This window comes from Pseudomonas fluorescens, assembly GCF_902497855.1.
Lineage (GTDB): Bacteria > Pseudomonadota > Gammaproteobacteria > Pseudomonadales > Pseudomonadaceae > Aquipseudomonas > Aquipseudomonas fluorescens_BI.
Map to the genome: position 1 here is coordinate 196,047 of NZ_CABVHU010000012.1, position 16,657 is coordinate 212,703.

General features: G+C 60.2%; 15 protein-coding genes, 4 tRNA genes and 1 pseudogene. 6 read left to right on the forward strand and 14 right to left on the reverse strand.

The window, feature by feature from the left end; translation table 11 throughout:
- Positions 1-23: 23 nt before the first annotated feature.
- The 4 genes from F8N96_RS23350 (at position 24) to cqsA (ending at position 3,604) form a co-directional block, all read left to right on the forward strand.
- Positions 24-650 carry an alanyl-tRNA editing protein gene (locus tag F8N96_RS23350; protein WP_150799819.1) on the forward strand — a complete coding sequence of 209 codons (627 nt, stop codon included), beginning with the start codon at positions 24-26 and terminating at the stop codon, positions 648-650.
- 92 nt (positions 651-742) lie between these two features.
- Positions 743-1,513: a 2OG-Fe(II) oxygenase gene (locus tag F8N96_RS23355; RefSeq protein WP_150799820.1), complete on the forward strand. Its 771-nt coding sequence runs from the start codon at positions 743-745 to the stop codon at positions 1,511-1,513.
- 1 nt (position 1,514) lies between these two features.
- Complete coding sequence (locus tag F8N96_RS23360) at positions 1,515-2,153, forward strand: LysE family translocator (protein WP_150799821.1); 639 nt, start codon at positions 1,515-1,517, stop codon at positions 2,151-2,153.
- Between the two features lie 215 nt (positions 2,154-2,368).
- Entirely contained in the window at positions 2,369-3,604 is a 1,236-nt protein-coding gene (gene cqsA / locus F8N96_RS23365) for an alpha-hydroxyketone-type quorum-sensing autoinducer synthase (protein WP_150799822.1), read from the forward strand.
- Between the two features lie 147 nt (positions 3,605-3,751).
- Here the strand turns inward: cqsA and F8N96_RS23370 are convergent.
- The 4 genes from F8N96_RS23370 to F8N96_RS23385 form a co-directional block, all read right to left on the reverse strand.
- Positions 3,752-3,827: transfer RNA gene (locus F8N96_RS23370), tRNA-Gly, on the reverse strand.
- A gap of 3 nt (positions 3,828-3,830) precedes the next feature.
- Positions 3,831-3,906 (reverse strand) — tRNA-Glu (locus F8N96_RS23375).
- A 104-nt stretch (positions 3,907-4,010) separates the two neighbouring features.
- A tRNA-Gly gene (locus tag F8N96_RS23380) sits at positions 4,011-4,086 on the reverse strand.
- A gap of 2 nt (positions 4,087-4,088) precedes the next feature.
- Positions 4,089-4,164 (reverse strand) — tRNA-Glu (locus F8N96_RS23385).
- Positions 4,165-4,565: 401 nt separating this feature from the next.
- On the opposite strand from F8N96_RS23385, the gene F8N96_RS23390 reads away from it, so the two are divergent.
- A complete protein-coding gene (locus tag F8N96_RS23390; protein ID WP_191635383.1) occupies positions 4,566-5,324 on the forward strand; it encodes a hypothetical protein in 759 nt (252 codons plus the stop codon).
- Positions 5,325-5,494: 170 nt separating this feature from the next.
- On the opposite strand, the gene F8N96_RS35900 is transcribed toward F8N96_RS23390, so the two are convergent.
- The 4 genes and pseudogenes from F8N96_RS35900 to F8N96_RS23405 form a co-directional block, all read right to left on the reverse strand.
- The gene (locus F8N96_RS35900; protein WP_412071823.1) at positions 5,495-6,376 is read right to left on the reverse strand and encodes a methyl-accepting chemotaxis protein; all 882 of its coding nucleotides are present in this window, start codon (positions 6,374-6,376) and stop codon (positions 5,495-5,497) included.
- Positions 6,356-7,459 (reverse strand): annotated as a pseudogene (locus F8N96_RS35905) (HAMP domain-containing protein); the annotation flags it as partial. The gene F8N96_RS35900 and the pseudogene F8N96_RS35905, both read right to left, overlap by 21 nt.
- A gap of 108 nt (positions 7,460-7,567) precedes the next feature.
- Entirely contained in the window at positions 7,568-8,959 is a 1,392-nt protein-coding gene (locus tag F8N96_RS23400; protein WP_150799825.1) for a PLP-dependent aminotransferase family protein, read from the reverse strand.
- Positions 8,960-9,113: 154 nt separating this feature from the next.
- Complete coding sequence (locus F8N96_RS23405; RefSeq protein WP_150799826.1) at positions 9,114-9,875, reverse strand: SDR family oxidoreductase; 762 nt, start codon at positions 9,873-9,875, stop codon at positions 9,114-9,116.
- 234 nt (positions 9,876-10,109) lie between these two features.
- Here F8N96_RS23405 and F8N96_RS23410 point away from each other — a divergent pair, with 234 nt between their 5' ends.
- On the forward strand, positions 10,110-11,114 hold the full coding sequence (locus F8N96_RS23410) for an NADP-dependent oxidoreductase (protein WP_150799827.1): 1,005 nt from the start codon (positions 10,110-10,112) through the stop codon (positions 11,112-11,114).
- 236 nt (positions 11,115-11,350) lie between these two features.
- Here F8N96_RS23410 and pyrF read toward each other — a convergent pair whose 3' ends face one another.
- The 6 genes from pyrF to F8N96_RS23440 form a co-directional block, all read right to left on the reverse strand.
- The gene (gene pyrF / locus F8N96_RS23415; protein ID WP_008148060.1) at positions 11,351-12,049 is read right to left on the reverse strand and encodes an orotidine-5'-phosphate decarboxylase; all 699 of its coding nucleotides are present in this window, start codon (positions 12,047-12,049) and stop codon (positions 11,351-11,353) included.
- Positions 12,050-12,238: 189 nt separating this feature from the next.
- Positions 12,239-13,294: an AI-2E family transporter gene (locus tag F8N96_RS23420; RefSeq protein ID WP_150799828.1), complete on the reverse strand. Its 1,056-nt coding sequence runs from the start codon at positions 13,292-13,294 to the stop codon at positions 12,239-12,241.
- A 68-nt stretch (positions 13,295-13,362) separates the two neighbouring features.
- Positions 13,363-14,169: a DUF4892 domain-containing protein gene (locus tag F8N96_RS23425; protein WP_150799829.1), complete on the reverse strand. Its 807-nt coding sequence runs from the start codon at positions 14,167-14,169 to the stop codon at positions 13,363-13,365.
- A gap of 8 nt (positions 14,170-14,177) precedes the next feature.
- Positions 14,178-14,837: a glutathione S-transferase family protein gene (locus tag F8N96_RS23430; protein ID WP_150765727.1), complete on the reverse strand. Its 660-nt coding sequence runs from the start codon at positions 14,835-14,837 to the stop codon at positions 14,178-14,180.
- Between the two features lie 50 nt (positions 14,838-14,887).
- Entirely contained in the window at positions 14,888-15,742 is an 855-nt protein-coding gene (locus F8N96_RS23435) for an alpha/beta hydrolase (RefSeq protein WP_150799830.1), read from the reverse strand.
- Complete coding sequence (locus F8N96_RS23440; RefSeq protein ID WP_150799831.1) at positions 15,739-16,545, reverse strand: alpha/beta fold hydrolase; 807 nt, start codon at positions 16,543-16,545, stop codon at positions 15,739-15,741. Before F8N96_RS23440 ends, F8N96_RS23435 begins: the two co-directional genes overlap by 4 nt.
- Positions 16,546-16,657: the final 112 nt, after the last annotated feature.

Here is a 16,657-nt window from a genome sequence, read left to right on the forward strand (position 1 = left end):
AAATTTCAATAAGGTCATGGACTATGACGCTTCGCCTGTTTTTCCATAGTGATGATCTCAAGGCCAACGTGGAAGTGCTCGATTGCACGCCCTGCGAGAACGAATTCGCGGTGGTGCTGCGTGCCACGCTGTTTCATCCTCAGGGGGGCGGACAACCCTTCGACACCGGCTGGATCGGTGGCAGCCAGGTGCTGCGCGTGGTTCAGGATCCGGACCGAATCATCCATTTCGTCGATCGCCAGGTAAAACTCGGCATGACCCAGATTCGGGTCGACGAACAGCGTCGCCAGTTCAACACGCGCATGCACTCCGCCGGCCATCTGATCGGTCACTTCGTTCAGGCCATGGGCTGGATGCCGATCAAGGGGCATCACTGGCCAGGCGAAGGACGAGTGCAATTCAAGCCGCAGGATTCGGCACAGGACGTTGATGCCCAAACTGTCCAGCACGGCATCGAACAGTGGATCGCCCACGACCTGCCACGCCTGACGTCATTGCGCGAAGGCGCCAGGGAAATCGGTTTCGGTGAGCTGCCTGCCTACGGTTGCGGCGGCACCCATGTCCGCAGCCTGAAGGATTTAGGCGCAGTCTCGATCACTGCCGTTTCGCAAAAGAAAGGAACGCTGTCAGTTCACTACGATGTGAACTGAGCATGTTGGCGATGCCGAGCCCGGCATCGCCTGACGCCGGGGCAGCCCGCATCCGCAGGCTCCGTTGCCTCTCTGATAGATGGACCTGAACCATGATGCTTGATGTCGAGCGTCTCGATGAGACGTGCATAAAAAAACTGGCCAACGAAGAAGTCCTCGCCATTCGCGTCAAAGGCTTGCTGCCCCGCTCGCTGGCGATTCAGATTGGCGACAAGATCCTCGCCCCCGGCTTCGAAGGCTACATCAACGCGCCCAGCATCGGCCGCATCGGCATGGCGTTTTATGAAGCGGAAAACCAGCCGCTGTTGATCGAGGACTATTTCACCCGCGCCACCCGCAACATCGAGGAGTTGCGCAACCGCTGTGCGCCCTACTCATCCCCGGTCGACACCCTGCGCTGCATGCTTGACGAATCCTGGCCAGCGGGGGCGCACCTGGAAAATCTTTACGGGCGCAAAATGTATGTCGGGCTGTCCCGGGTGGTGAAGCCTGGCGTGTGCTTCCTCGCCCACCACGACATTTTCGCCAAGGACGCCCCGGACAGTTACCAGGCCAGAAGCCTGGAAGCGCAATTCGCCTGCAACGTTTACCTGAACATGCCCACCGAAGGTGGCGCATTGCAGATGTGGGACGACGACATTTCCCCGGACCGATTCGACGAGATGCGTGGCGACAGCTACGGCATCGACCCGGCCCTGCTCGGCCCTGCGACTCTGGAAATTCGTCCCGAACCCGGCGACTTCATCATGTTCAACTCGCGCCGCATGCACTCGGTAACGCCGGGTGTGGCTGACCCGCGCTTGAGCCTTTCCTTCTTTGTCGGCTATCGCGGCAATGCTTCACCCCTTACTTTCTGGAGTTGAGATGCTTTCCAATTACATGGGCGAGTTTCTGGCGCTGGCGATCATCCACTTCCTCGCCGTGGTCGCACCGGGACCGGACTTCGCGGTCACCATCCGTCAAAGCGTGCGTTTCGGCCGGCTGGTCGGGATCTGCACGGCGCTGGGCATCGGGGCGGGCATTTCGGTGCACGTGCTCTACACCCTGCTCGGTGTCGGCGCATTGATGCACACCACCCCCTGGCTGTTGACAGTGGCCAAGGTGGTGGGCGGCGCCTACATCCTTTACCTCGGCGTCAGCCTGATACGCAGCAAACCCAAGACCGTGCTGGAAGGCGACAAAGGTGCGGACCAACCGGTGATCGAGCAAACGCTGTTGAAGGCGTTCACCACAGGTTTCCTGACCAACGCCACCAACCCCAAGGCCACGCTGTTTTTCCTGGCGATCTTCACCAGTCTCATCAGCGCCACGACACCGCTCAAGGTTCAGGCGTTGTATGGGGTCTGGATGTGTTTCGTGAATGCACTGTGGTTTGTCATCGTCGCCCTGTTCTTTTCCAGCGCCCGGGTGCGATTGCTGTTCATGCGCATGGGGCACTGGTTCGAGCGGTCGATGGGGGTGATTCTGATTTTGTTTGCCGGGCGTTTGATTCTGTCGATGTAAAACACGCCGAACATGCAAAAGGCCCGCACAGTCTGACTGGCGGGCCTTTTTTATTGTCGCGGCTATACATCGCATGCAAACAAGGTCACCCGTCGCTTTTTTCTAAAAACTGTCAACTCTGACAGTAGGCAAGGAACGCGACCAGGCGTGTAGTGCGATCAACTGGGTGCATGGCATTCAGAACGAACTCATCGCTCAGGGAAAGGAGCTCATCCATGCCTGTGCCACACCAACCTCCCCAACATGCGCTACAACAAACCGTCAGCGCTGTATTGCCTGACTTTGTTCAGGCGCGCATCGAAAGCCACACAATTGGACGTATCCAGCAGCGATGGGCAGGCCAGCACCTGCTGCGCGGCGCATTTCCTGGCCCCGATGCACTGCATTTGTCGAGCAATGACTATCTTTGCCTGGCAAACGAGCGACACATGATCGAAGCCCAAGCCCGCGCGATCCTTCAGACCCGCCACCAACTCCTGATGTCTGCCGTTTTTCTCCAGGGCGATACGCCCATCGCCAGGTTAGAGCAACACCTGGCGCAATTTATCGGTGCGCAAGACAGTATTCTTTGCCAATCAGGTTGGGCCGCGAATGTGGGGCTGATGCAGGCGATCGCCGGTCCATATACCCCCGTTTATCTGGATATCCACGCGCACATGTCCTTCTGGCAAGGAGCACACGCCGCTCATGCACACTCAATTGCATTTGCCCACAACGATGCCGCCCATGCGGAGCGGCAGATAAAGAAACATGGCCAAGGGGTTATTGCAGTCGATGCGATCTACAGCACCAATGGCAGTCTTTGTCCTCTGACAGATTTCGCTGATATTGCTCAACGAAACAAATGCGTGCTGGTGGTCGATGAATCCCATTCACTCGGGACCCACGGGGCACATGGCGCGGGATTGGTCGCGCAGAATCAATTATTTGACAAGGTCCATTTCCAAACCGTCAGCCTGGCCAAGGCCTTCGCAGGACGGGCGGGCCTGATCACCTGTCCAGGCAGTTTCAAGGACTACTTTGCCATGGAGTCCTATCCCGCCATTTTCAGCTCCAGCCTGCTGGATCACGAATTGACATGGTTCGAACAGGCTGCCGACTTTCTACAACACGCCGAAGAACGTCGCAGGCGGCTGCATGCGATTACCTATCAAGTCAGAGCGGCATTGACGCAGTTGGGGTATGACGTCAGCGCTGGAACCGAACAGATTATCGCCCTGGAACCTGGGCCCGAATTACTGACCCTTCGCCTGCGGGACGCCTTACAGGCACGAGGCATATTCGGCTCGGCTTTCTGCGCCCCGGCGACCGGGCTCAACCGGTCGTTAATGCGATTTTCCATGAACTGCGGACTCACTGATGAGGAACTCGACCATCTCATCAGGGCCTGCTCGGATATTCGAGATGAAGTCAGCCTGAAGCGTTGGAGACGTTCTTCAGCAGCTGTCTGACTGATACCCCCTGGTGCAGGGCCGTTATCGGGCGCCACCATCAATGCAAAAACCTCTCAGCCTGACTGGAAAAACCTTTTTTACTGCAACGGACACAAATCGCGCACAAACAAAAACGCCGCTCAATGAGCGGCGTTTTTGTGAAATTGGAGCGGGAAACGAGACTCGAACTCGCGACCCCGACCTTGGCAAGGTCGTGCTCTACCAACTGAGCTATTCCCGCAAATGGCGTCCCCTAGGGGACTCGAACCCCTGTTACCGCCGTGAAAGGGCGGTGTCCTAGGCCACTAGACGAAGGGGACACGCTGCCCGGAACACATGGTGTGTGTTTCGGTGCCCAGACCCGCATCCGAAGACTTGGTTCTGGTTTCACTCAGCCCTGCCCGAAAGCAACGCTGTTTAAAAATGGAGCGGGAAACGAGACTCGAACTCGCGACCCCGACCTTGGCAAGGTCGTGCTCTACCAACTGAGCTATTCCCGCATTGGCGTCCCCTAGGGGACTCGAACCCCTGTTACCGCCGTGAAAGGGCGGTGTCCTAGGCCACTAGACGAAGGGGACACACGTACAACATTCACTCCCTACCGCGTTTCGCTGTGTGCTTTCCGCTGTAAGTGGCGCGCATTCTATGGATGGATTGAGGGGTCGTCAACCCCCTGATATAAATTTATTTAAATCAATGACTTCGCCCTGCTTTAGGACACCGATCCTGGTTGTCCGCTGCCCGACGATTGACGCCTATATTCTGACGCCAGGCAGGCGTTATAGTCCATCCACGCCCTGAATGATGGCAATATGCCTCTCCAGCGACTATTACTTATAGTAATCAGGGTTGAGGCCGATACAGCATAAGGATAGCCGATTCATCCCGTCGGCGGTCCCGGGCGACTCCCCTGCCAAGCCACTACTACTCGCACGCGACCCCATAAACCCATAAAGAGGTCTTACCGGTGACACCACTCATGATCACCCTGCTCGTCGTAGCCGGGATCGCACTATTGATCGCCATTGGCTACCTGAGCCATGTGGTGGAAAACAACAAGCTGGAAAAGGCCCGCACCCGGATCGAGCTGAACGACCGCCTGCGTCGCTGTGGCGAAATCACCGAGACTTTTCCCGGTCAGTTGATGACAGCGGAACTCAAACTGCTGTTGACCCGCCTGGAGCTTAACGTCTGCCAGCGCCTGCTCAACCTGGAAAAGTCCAACGCCACAATGAAGGAACGCATTGCCGAACTGAATGCCCTGGTCGCCCAAGGCGAATCGATCCCGGTCAACAATCCGCCGGCACCGATCCAGACCGAAGCCAAGGCCAAAGACGTACGCTTCCTGCTCGAAGCCCTGCACGGCCAGATCACCCGCGCCGCCCATGATGGCTTCCTGCCAACCAACGAAGCGAAGCGCTGGATCCGCGAAGTCCGCCATATCCTGGCCCTGCTGCACATCGAATTCTTCAACAACCTTGGCCAGCACGCCCTGCAACAGAACCAGCCCGACCAAGCCCGCCTGGCGTTCGAGCGCGGTGTGCAGTACCTGCGCAAACAGCAGGAACCCAAGGTCTATGCCGAACAACTGGAACACCTGGAAAAACTCCTGGCCCGGGCCAACGGCCAGGTCGTGGATAACAACGCGCCGGCTGAAGGTGAAGTGAACCAGCTGACCGAAGGTCTCAAGGATGTCGAGGCTGATGCGGACTGGAAGAAGAAAGTGATTTACGACTAATCAAGGGAAGCAGGAGAGCCACCGAACAGGTGGCTTTTTTTTGGCTTGGGGTTTATCGGTGAGTACATCCGATAAAGATTGGTCGGCTGGCAGGCCGCCTTCGCTGCGGTGCGGCGATCCGACAAGCCAGCGCCTACAAAGGGGCTGGGTACACCTAAGCTCTTCACCACTCAAAGCCGAAAGTGCCCGACCATCCCCTTCAACTCAACCCCCAGCTGCGCCAGCTCAATACTGGACGCCGCATTGCCCCGCATCGCCAACGAAGACTGATCCGCACTGGCGCGAATACTCGTCACGCTGCGATTGATCTCATCCGCCACCGAACTCTGCTCCTCGGCAGCCGCCGCGATCTGCTGGTTCATTTGCTGAATCAAGGATACCGCCGCGGCAATACTGCCCAGCGCACTCTCAGTCTGCAGCGCATCGCTGACCGCCAGCTTCACCAACTCACCACTGTTCTCAATCTGCTGTACCGATGACTGCGCCGCCGAACGCAAGGCGCTGACCAGTCGCTCGATCTCCTCGGTCGATTGCTGGGTCCGCTTGGCCAACGCTCGCACCTCATCGGCCACCACCGCAAAGCCCCGGCCCTGCTCGCCGGCCCGTGCCGCCTCGATAGCGGCGTTGAGCGCCAACAGGTTGGTTTGCTCGGCCACGCTCTTGATGACACCGAGCACCGTGCCGATGTTGTGGATTTGCGCACTCAAGCTTTCGATGCTCGAACTGGCCGAGGTCGCAGAATCTGCCAGTTGCTCGATCCGGGCCATGTTCTGGCGTACCACCTGCTGACCGCTTTCCACCTTGTCGTCCGCCGTCTGCGCGGCCTGAGCCGCCTCTTCCGCATTACGCGCAACGTCGTGTACGGTCGCGGTCATCTGATTCATCGCCGTAGCGACCTGTTCGGTTTCTTCCTTCTGGCTGCTGACTTCCAGATTGGTCTGCTCGGTCACCGCCGACAGGGTTTGCGCCGAACTGGCCAGCTGCTCGATGCCGGCCTGCAACCCGCTGACAATAGTGCTGAGCCCGGCCCCCATCTGTTGCATGGCCTGCATCAATTGACCGATCTCGTCACGACGGGCCACTTCGACCGTCGCACTCAAATCGCCGGCGGCGATCTGTTGCGCAACACGGATCACACTGCGCAACGGTGTCACGATCAACCGGGTAATCACCCATGCCGCAATCAACCCGACCAGCAAGGCCAGCGCGGAGGAGCCGATGATCAGCCACGAATTCTTTTTCAGCTCGGTCTGCATCGACTGGTCTTCGGTGACATAGGCCTTGTCCACCCGCTCCACCACTTGCGCGGCGCGCTGATGCAGTTGCTCATAGACGATTTTTTCCTGGGCCAGCAGGCCCGTGTATTCGGCGAGTTTTTCGCTGAAACCGCCGATGTGGCCGGCCACTTCATTGAGCACCGTCTGGTAGCCCTCATCCTTGACCGTGGTTTTCAGTTGCTCAGCTTGGGTCAGCGCCTGGTCGGCCTGTTCGATCTTGCCCTGCGCGGCGCTGTCGTCCCCCTTGCGGCTCTGGTCCAGGCGCACGCGCGCTTCGTTCATGGCCTGCAACATCAGCCGCGACACCTGGCTGACCTGACTGGCTTGCTCGATGAACTGCGCGCCGTCATTGCCTGCGGATTCTTTCAAGGTATAGGCACCGTCATCGGCCAGCCCGGCCTGCAGCACATCGAGGTTATTGGCCACGCTGGACACCGACCAACTGGCCATTTCCAACGCCAGGTCCTTGGCCTGGCTGAGCGAGACGAACTCGTCGAAGGCCTTGCGATAGGCACCCAGGGCTTGTTCGACATCATTCATCACCGGCACGTTGGCCGCCGATTGTGCCTTGAGTTCGGTTGCCAGGGCGATCAGGCCGTCAACGCCCTTGTGCAGGGCGTCGGCGGTTTTCGGGTTGCCGTGCAACGCGTACTCCTGTTCAAGCAAGCGCACCTTGAGCAGACCGCTGTTGAGCGACGACATTTTTTTGAGCCCGTCGAAGCGCTGACTGATGGTCTGCAGGGACGCTACGCCGATGGCCGCCACCACGGCGGTCAACAGCAATACGAGTGCAAACCCGATCCCCAGCTTTTTCGCCATACCGAGGTTGGCAAAACGTCCTTGCACGGCCGAATTCATTGCACTGGGTCCCCTGGTAGCGTCTGTCGACGCAGAGTCGCAACGGGCCTGTATCAACACAAGTCTCTGGCAACGGAATAATGGCAAAAAGCTACGCCACCGTCGTTTTCAGAACGCTTGAGGTCGATCCAAGGCAGTAGCTTGGAAAAACGCCCGGGCTCGCGGATCACTGGCATAGGCCACGTTGATACGCTGCCAGTCACCGGGTTCGCCGGCGGGACTGAAGGCCGTCGCAGAAGACAGCAGGACACCGAAGCGCTGTGCCTGGGCCCGCACCTGAGCGTAGTCGGCCATCCGCGAGCGCGCCCAGATGAACAAGCCCCCGGCGGGCTTGCCGAAAACTTCCCACTCAGCGTCTTCGAGCAACTGCAACGCGGCCAACCGGTCGCTGTGCAAACGCTGGCGTTGGCGCTGCACCAGCTTGCGATAGGCGCCACTGGCCAACAGACACGCCAGCACCGATTCGCAAAACCGTGACGCGCCCATGCTGCTGATCATCTTGACCTCGGCCAATCGTGAAATAACCCCGGCACCGGCTGCCACAAAACCGACCCGTAACGAGCTGCTGAGGGTTTTGGAGAAACTGCCGACATAGATCACGTTGTCCGTGGTATCCAGCGCGGCGAGTCGCGTACCGGGTCCGCTGGATAAATCCGCATAGACGTCATCTTCGACCACCAGCACCCTGTGGATTTTCGCCAGTTGCAAAACCCGCCGGGCCACCTTCGGCGTCAGGCTGCTGCCCGTTGGATTGTGATAGAAACTGTTGATGAACACTGCACGGGGCCGGTACTGCAGGAGCAGCGCCTCGAGCACTTCGAGATCGGGCCCGCTCGGCGTTCGCGGCACCTCGATCATGTTGACGCCATGCAGCCTGAGCAGCTTGAACAGCATCGAGTACCCGGGACTTTCCACCACCACGCACTCCCCCGGCTTGAGCAAGGTGCGCACAATCAGGTCAAGCCCCTGGCTGGCGCCCGCCGTTGTCAGGATCTGGCACTCCTGCACGGCGATATCCAGTTGAAGCAGGCGCTTGAGAATGTGTTGGCGCAGGGCTGGCAGCCCCAGCGGGGTGCCATAGTTGAACAGGCCTGCCATGTCGGTGCGACTGACCTGACGGATCGCGTAACCCAGGTCGTCAGTCTCGCGCCAGCTGACGGGCAATCCACCACAGCCCAGCTTCAGTTCACCCAGGACGCCAGCGTGCCTGACCGCCGCGCCTTCGAACCAGGGGTAGTCCCGTTGCCTGCGAGCAGCCAATGCCGGGTCGGCGACAAAAAAACCGCTGCCATGTCGCGACGCCAGCACCCCTTCAGCGACCAGACGCTCACACGCTTCAACGACGCTGGATTGACTGAGCAGATTATCCCGCGCGATTTGCCGCGCAGAAGGTAAACGCGTCCCCGGCAATACCTCGCTTTGACGGAGCCAGCCCGCCAGCGCATCGACAATTTGGTGGACGAGCGGCACCAGGGCCTGTCGATCGATTCTCAATTCCATGAGCAAGCAAACTCCTGTTCGTTTTGCTGGAACAGTTAATCACAGGAGTGCTCGATGGGATGTGCGACAACGCCGCCAGAATCTTCGGTTCTAACCATTGGAAACACATTGTCCGGCGTTTTCACCGAAGATAAAAAAACCACATGGGTGTGGGTCAGAATGCCGTGACGCCACCGTCCACCGCCAATGAGTGGCCGGTGGTGAACGCGGCACCATCGCTGCACAGGTACAGCACCGCGCTGGCAATCTCCTCGACCTTGCCAATGCGACCCACCGGATGCATGGCATTGGCGAACTCGCCCTTCCTGGGATCCGCTTCATGGGCGCGGCGGAACATGTCGGTATCGATCACAGCCGGACACACCGCATTCACGCGAATCTTTTTCTTGGCGTATTCGATGGCCGCCGATTTGGTCAGACCGATCACTGCATGCTTCGAGGCCGCGTAGATACTCATCTTCGGTGCCGCTCCCAGGCCGGCCACCGAAGCGGTGTTGACGATCGCACCACCGCCCTGAGCCAGCAGCAAGGGCAATTGGTACTTCATGCACAACCAGACACCTTTGACATTGACGCCCATGATCGCGTCGAACTCGTCGATCGTACCTTCGGCCAGTTTGCCTTTTTCGATCTCGATGCCGGCGTTGTTGAAGGCATAGTCGAGACGGCCGTAGGTATTCACGACTTGGTCCATCAGGTTTTTCACATCGCTTTCCAGTGTGACGTTGCAACGCACGAAGGTTGCTTCACCGCCAGCCGTGCGAATCAACGCCACCGTGCCCTCGCCACCCGCCGTGTCGAGGTCGGCAACCACCACTTTCAAGCCCTCGGCGGCGAACGCCTGGGCGGTCGCACGGCCAATTCCGGCCGCCGCTCCTGTCACCACTGCCACCTGGCCGGAAAACGTCATGCTCATTGTTATGTCCTTGTAGAGAAGATGCGGGGGTTCGCAAGCCGCAGTCTAGCCACAGGCATCCCTGACGCGGCAGCACTATCAGAAGGCCGGTTGAGTGCCCATGAGTGGCAGTGATAAACCCGCCAGGCCAGCCATCACTGTTCTGGATCGGCCTGCATTCGCCGCATCGGCCTGACTTGCGGCATTGCTCATCAAGGGCTATCAACAAGACTTCATTCATCTTGAGTGCCTGTCATGACTACCCAGACCAATCGCCAGTTCCTGCTCGCCAAACGTCCGGTGGGTGCGGCAACCCGCGAGACCTTTACCTATCAGCAAGTACCGGTCGGCGAACCGGCCGCGGGTCAGATTCTGGTCAAGAACGAATACCTGTCCCTGGACCCGGCCATGCGCGGCTGGATGAACGAGGGCAAGTCCTATATTCCGCCAGTCGGTATCGGTGAAGTGATGCGCGCCTTGGGTGTAGGCCAGGTCATTGCCTCGAGCAATCCGGGGTTTGCGGTCGGGGACTACGTCAACGGTGCTCTGGGGGTGCAGGATTATTTCCTCGGCGAGCCACGTGGCTTCTACAAAGTCGATCCGAAACTGGCGCCGCTGCCGCGCTATCTTTCGGCACTGGGCATGACCGGGATGACCGCTTACTTCGCCCTGCTCGATGTCGGTGCGCCCAAGGCCGGCGACACCGTGGTGCTCTCGGGCGCGGCCGGTGCGGTGGGCAGCATTGCCGGGCAGATTGCCAAGCTCAAGGGTTGCCGCGTCGTCGGCATCGCGGGGGGTGCCGACAAGTGCCGGTTCCTGATCGACGAACTGGGTTTTGACGGTGCCATCGATTACAAGAACGAAGACGTCCACGCCGGGCTCAAGCGCGAGTGCCCGAAAGGTGTGGATGTGTACTTCGATAACGTCGGCGGCGATATCCTCGACGCCGTGCTGAGCCGCCTGAACCTGAAGGCACGGGTGGTGATTTGCGGCGCCATCAGCCAGTACAACAACAAGGAAGCGGTCAAAGGTCCGGCCAACTACCTGTCGCTGCTGGTCAACCGCGCGCGGATGGAAGGTTTCGTGGTGATGGATTACGCCGCACAGTACGCCGCTGCCGCGCAGGAAATGGCTGGCTGGATGGCCAACGGGCAGCTCAAGAGCAAGGAAGACATCGTCGAAGGGCTCGAGACGTTCCCGGAGACGCTGATGAAGTTGTTCAGCGGGGAGAATTTCGGGAAGTTGGTTCTGAAGGTTTAACGCAGGCCCGTAGGAGCCGGCTTGCTGGCGATGCAGGCACCGAGGTGGTTCAGATACACCGCGGTGACGCCTTCGCCAGCAAGCCGGCTCCTACAGCGATAGCAGCACCGCGGTGGTTCAGATACACCGCGGTGATGCCTTCGCCAGCAAGCCGGCTCCTACAGCGATAGCAGCACCGCGGTGATTCAGATACACCGCGGTGATATCTTCGCCAGCAAGCCGGCTCCTACAGGGGGTCAGGCGAGTTCGGCCACTACGGCGGCGAGGGCCTTGGCCGGATCTGCCGCCTGGCTGATCGGACGGCCGATCACCAGATAGTCGGAGCCGGCATCCAGCGCTTGACGCGGGGTCAGGATACGGCGCTGATCGTCCTGGGCGCTGCCCGCCGGACGAATCCCCGGGGTCACCAGTTGCAGCGACGGGTGAGCCGATTTCAGGGCCTGGGCTTCCAGGGCCGAACAGACCAGACCGTCCATCCCGGCTTTTTCCGCCAGGGCGGCCAGACGCAGCACCTGCTCCTGTGGCTCGATGTCCAGGCCGATACCTGCCAGGTCCTCACGTTCCATGCTGGTCAGCACGGTCACGCCGATCAACAGCGGCTTCGGGCCGGTGCGCTGGTCGAGCACTTCGCGGCAAGCGGCCATCATGCGCAGACCACCGGAACAGTGCACGTTGACCATCCACACGCCCATTTCCGCAGCCGCCTTGACGGCCATGGCGGTGGTATTCGGTATGTCGTGGAACTTGAGGTCCAGGAATACTTCGAAACCCTTGTCACGCAGGGTGCCGACGATTTCCGAGGCGCAGCTGGTAAACAGTTCCTTACCGACTTTGACCCGGCACAGCTTCGGGTCCAACTGATCGGCCAGCTTCAGTGCGGCGTCACGGGTAGGGAAATCCAGGGCGACGATGATGGGAGTCTGGCAGGCGGACATGAGTGGGCTCTCAGGCAGGTCGAAATCGGCGCGCATTGTAGCGGAACCAGCGGCGCTGCGGGACCCGATGATCGGTAAATCGTCGAGGCGGCTCCAGCAAGCCTGGCCCCTTGCGCCCGATGTGTCGAGTTCGATTCAACACGCCCACGCCATCAGCTGCCAGGTCGAACCGCGCACCACCGAGGCCTCTCAAGGCCGGCGATCCTCAACCCGGGCCTGAGACTTGCTCCAGTCGGTCAGCAAGCTGTAAGCCACGGCCAACAAGGTCGGCCCGATAAACAAACCGATGAAGCCAAACGCAATCAGCCCGCCAAACACCCCGAGCAACACAATCACCAAGGGCAAATTCCCGCCCCGACTGATCAGGTAAGGCTTGAGCACGTTGTCGACCCCGCTGATGATGAACATCCCCCAGCACCCGAGGAACACCGCCATCCCGTAATCCCCCTTCCAGGCCAGCCAGGCCGTGGCCGGAATCCACACCAGCGGTGGCCCCATCGGAATCAGGCTCAGCAGGAACGTGACGATCCCCAGCACCAGCGCCCCGGGAACCCCGGCAATCAGGAACCCGATCAACGCCAGAACCGCCTGGGCCGCCGCCGTCCCGATCACCCCGTTCACCACGCGTTGTACCGTTCCCGCCACCAGTTCGATGTAATAGCCGGCTCGATCGCCGATCAGCCGCTGCAGCAACCCATGAACAAACGCCGCCAGCCGCGGCCCGTCGCGGTAGAAAAAGAACACAAAGACAATGCTCAACGTCAGTTCGAGAATCCCGCCACCGATCTGCGCGCTGCGCGCCAGCAACCAGTTACCGACCTGGCCCAGATAGGGCTTGATCGCCAGCATCATCGCCGCGCCCTGCTGATCGATACTGTTCCAGATGCCCACCAGCCGCTCGCCCACCAAGGGAATACTGCCCAGCCAGACCGGTGCTTCGGGCAGGCCATCGACCTGCACATCCTTGATGAACGCCGTAGCGTCGCGCACATGATCCGCCAGGTTGAACCCCAGCCATACCAGAGGCGCCGCCACCAGCACCATCCAGCCCATGGTCAGGAGCGCCGCCGCCAGGGATTCGCGCCCGTTGAGCCAGCGGGTCAGCAAACGCATCAGCGGCCAGCTGGCGAAGGCCAGCACCGCGCCCCAGAACAACGCGGACCAGAAAGGCGCCATCACCCAGAAGCTCGCGCCAAACAGCACCAGGAGCAGGATCTGCACCAACAGCCGATCGTTATTGATCATCCCAGTCTCGAAAAAAGTCAGTCAGCCAAAAAGTAGGTGAACACGCGAGCGCGTTCACCCGATATAGCTTATCGCAACAGTTCGAGGTGCAGGCCAGAGCCTTCGACACTGCCGGCTTCCATTCTGGCCGTGCGCACGCCCTGCCCGATCAGGGCCTGGCGCCAGGCTTCGGCCTTGGGCCCGGAAATACTGACCCGCAAGGTGGTATCAAGATTCAATCCACGGGAGATCAAGCGCAGCCAGGTCTCGTCGGGATCGCCGGTCAGTTTGGGGAAATCGAGCTCACCGGTGCTCTTTAGCTCGCGCAATAAGGTCGCGGACGTCGGCAGCAAATCCCCCAGCGGTGCCGCGGCATCGAATTGTTCTACGTGCAGATAGGCTTTGCGATTGCCGCGAGTGATGCTGTACAGCGCCACCAGGGTGTTGTCCTGCGGCGCCGCCAGACGCAACAGCAGATACGCTTGCTGATCGTCGGCGCCATAGAGCTTGGCGTTGCCGAAGACATCGTTGGCCCACAGGCTGCTTTCCCCGCAATCCCGCGCCTGGCACCAGAACAGCAACTGGGCATCCTGCTTCTGCAGGGATTCGCGGGCGGCCGTGAAGGCGTCGATCGACGAGTGCTCCGGTGGCAACTCGTAGGTGACCGAGGTCGCATTGCCACGGGCGCTGACCTGACCATCGAAGCGCAACTGGCCGCTGATCTTTCGGATCGATCCCAGCGGGTAGATCCGCTCGAGCTCGGCGGCCGGACGATAGTCGACGATCTGCGCATCGGCCATGCGCGGCACGATCGGCAGGTCCTGACTGCCCGGGATATCGGCGGCAAAAGATGAAGAACTGAAACAGCACAGCGCCAGCAGACTGAATGAACGCATGCTCGGGCTCATCGGATCAGCATGGCCTGGGCGCCTTTGACGACGCTGGCATCGTCGATGCGTTCGGGCACCAGCAGACCACGCTGCACGGCCGGGCGCGCCTCCATGGTCGCCATCCAGCGTTGCAAGGCGGACAAGCCCTCCACCTCGACGCCGGACCACTCGTGGCCACGCACCCAGGGAAAGGTCGCGATATCGGCAATGCTGTACTCGCCCGCCAGAAACTCTACCGCTTGCAGGCGCGTGTCGAGCACTTCATAGAGACGACGGGTTTCATGCTGGTAACGGTCGATGGCACCCTGCAGTTTCTCAGGAAAATAGCGGAAAAACACGTTGGCCTGCCCCTGCATCGGGCCGATTCCGCCCATCTGGAACATCAGCCACTGCAACACCACCGAGCGCCCTTTCGGGTCCGTGGGCAGCAGCTTGCCGCTCAGTTCGGCGAGATAAATCAGGATGGCGCCGGACTCGAACACGGCAAAATCGCCATTGGCGCGGTCGACAATCGCCGGGATCCGGCCATTGGGATTGATCTTGAGGAAGTCCTCGGATTTCTGTTCCTTCTTGTCGAAACTCAAGGCGTGCACCCTGTAGGGCAGGCCGAGCTCCTCGAGCACGATAGAGACCTTGTGGCCATTCGGGGTCGCAGCGGTATAGAGATCTATCATGGTTGTCTCCCATTTCAACCCGCCCAGCCTCGACAGTTGCCCGGCGCAAGTCAAGGAACGGCGAAGAACCGATTGAAACAGTCTGCGACAAGGTCGGCGCCGGTTGCGTCATTCAGGTGTAAATGATGGCCGCCAGGCAGCTGTTCACGGCTAAAGGGTAGACGTTCCAGCAACTCGGAATGTTTGGCGAGCATGCCGTCGGCCGCGACCACCAGTTTTGCAGGACAACCGACCCGCAGGACAAAAGCCATCGCCTGTTCGTTGGTCAGACGCAGCGGCGACGGCAAGGTAAGACGGTTATCGGTGCGCCAGGTGTAACCACCCGGCACCGGCATCAGGCCCCGTTGCGCCAACAGCTCGGCGGCTTCGCGACTGACCGCCACCAGGCCTTTCATGCGCGCTTCGATGGCGCGGTCGAGGGTGTGGTAGACCGGTTTGCGTTTGTCCCGCAGATCCAGCTGTGCTTGCAGGGCCATGCCCATGCGCTCGGCGGCATTTTCGCCTTTGTCTGTAGGAGGAATGATGCCGTCGATCAAGGCCAGATGGGTTACCCGCTCCGGCAATGACCCGGCCAGCACCAGTGAAACAATCGCCCCCAACGAGTGCCCCAGTAATCCGAAGCGTTTCCAGCCCAGTTGTTCGGCCACTTGCAGCACGTCATGGGCATAATCCCAGAGCGCGTAACCGGCACCCGCAGGCCGATGCCCGGAGTGACCGTGACCGGCCATGTCCAGAGCGACGATGCGCAGCCCCTTGAGCTTGGGTGCCAGCCGGGCAAAGCTGTTGGCGTTGTCCAGCCAGCCGTGCAAGGCGATCACGGGTAATCCGTCCTCGGGGCCGAACAGATGCGCCGCCAATTCGATATGTGGCAGGCTCAGGCGAACTTCTTCGACGACAGGGCTCATGCGCAATCCTGCTGGCGGCGATCTTCCCAGCGGCTGAACAGATTCTTAAGCAGCACGGCCGTATCCTGGGGACGCTCCAGCGGAAACATGTGGCCGCCGGGCATGGTCAGTGACTCGCCCAAGGGCATGCGCCCCACGGAGTTGACGTGATGACGCATCACCACTCGGCTCTTGTGTCCGCGAACCACCGCCAATGGCACTTTCAGCTGCCGTGCCCGGCCAGGGCTGGTGTGGGGCACGCCGCGGTAGATGCTGATTTCCGTGGCCGGGTCGAAGCGCAGGCGCAACTTGTCGCCGACCTTTTGCAATCCATGTTGCAGATAAGCATCGAAGCATTCCGGGTCGAAGCTGCGAAACAGGGTCTTGCCGGCAAAATACACTCGCGCAGCGTCCAGATCGCCGAACTCTTCCCGACGGCCCAGGGTGCGACCGGCCGGGGTCAGGCGGTCGATGAAACCAAAGCGCTTGGCGGCGCGGATGACCCATTGATCAGTACGGGTCAGCACCGGCGAATCGAGCATCACCACCCCGCGATACAGCTCGGGGCAACGCAGGGCCGCATGCAAATGCAACACGCCACCGAAAGAATGCCCGACACCCCACACCGGTTCCGGTTGCTGCTTGAGGTGATGTATCAACTCGTCGACCAGGTTGTGCCAATTGTCGTCCGCCGGGAAACGCGGGTCGTGGGCGTGCTGCTCCAGATGCGTCACCTGATACTCGGGCGCCAGCGCCGCGAACAATTTGCCGTAGGTTCCCGAAGGAAAGCCATTGGCGTGGGCGAAAAAAATCTGTTGCGACATACAGGCAAATCCATGAGCGAGAGCAGGCGTTGATTGTCCGTAAGACGAGGTCCTACAGCAATGACCATAACTGTCAGCAATGGTGGTAGGAAATGTCGCAAATCTCAAAAAG

What these genes read in the sequence shown, in the direction of transcription:
- F8N96_RS23410 (WP_150799827.1), top strand. Translation starts at nt 10,110, where the DNA reads ATGACTACCCAGACCAATCGCCAGTTCCTGCTCGCCAAACGTCCGGTG.
- F8N96_RS23420 (WP_150799828.1), bottom strand. Translation starts at nt 13,294, where the DNA reads ATGATCAATAACGATCGGCTGTTGGTGCAGATCCTGCTCCTGGTGCTG.
- F8N96_RS35900 (WP_412071823.1), bottom strand. Translation starts at nt 6,376, where the DNA reads ATGCAGGCCATGCAACAGATGGGGGCCGGGCTCAGCACTATTGTCAGC.
- F8N96_RS23405 (WP_150799826.1), bottom strand. Translation starts at nt 9,875, where the DNA reads ATGAGCATGACGTTTTCCGGCCAGGTGGCAGTGGTGACAGGAGCGGCG.
- F8N96_RS23390 (WP_191635383.1), top strand. Translation starts at nt 4,566, where the DNA reads ATGATCACCCTGCTCGTCGTAGCCGGGATCGCACTATTGATCGCCATT.
- F8N96_RS23360 (WP_150799821.1), top strand. Translation starts at nt 1,515, where the DNA reads ATGCTTTCCAATTACATGGGCGAGTTTCTGGCGCTGGCGATCATCCAC.
- cqsA (WP_150799822.1), top strand. Translation starts at nt 2,369, where the DNA reads ATGCCTGTGCCACACCAACCTCCCCAACATGCGCTACAACAAACCGTC.
- F8N96_RS23425 (WP_150799829.1), bottom strand. Translation starts at nt 14,169, where the DNA reads ATGCGTTCATTCAGTCTGCTGGCGCTGTGCTGTTTCAGTTCTTCATCT.
- F8N96_RS23355 (WP_150799820.1), top strand. Translation starts at nt 743, where the DNA reads ATGATGCTTGATGTCGAGCGTCTCGATGAGACGTGCATAAAAAAACTG.
- F8N96_RS23400 (WP_150799825.1), bottom strand. Translation starts at nt 8,959, where the DNA reads ATGGAATTGAGAATCGATCGACAGGCCCTGGTGCCGCTCGTCCACCAA.
- F8N96_RS23435 (WP_150799830.1), bottom strand. Translation starts at nt 15,742, where the DNA reads ATGAGCCCTGTCGTCGAAGAAGTTCGCCTGAGCCTGCCACATATCGAA.
- F8N96_RS23430 (WP_150765727.1), bottom strand. Translation starts at nt 14,837, where the DNA reads ATGATAGATCTCTATACCGCTGCGACCCCGAATGGCCACAAGGTCTCT.
- F8N96_RS23350 (WP_150799819.1), top strand. Translation starts at nt 24, where the DNA reads ATGACGCTTCGCCTGTTTTTCCATAGTGATGATCTCAAGGCCAACGTG.
- pyrF (WP_008148060.1), bottom strand. Translation starts at nt 12,049, where the DNA reads ATGTCCGCCTGCCAGACTCCCATCATCGTCGCCCTGGATTTCCCTACC.
- F8N96_RS23440 (WP_150799831.1), bottom strand. Translation starts at nt 16,545, where the DNA reads ATGTCGCAACAGATTTTTTTCGCCCACGCCAATGGCTTTCCTTCGGGA.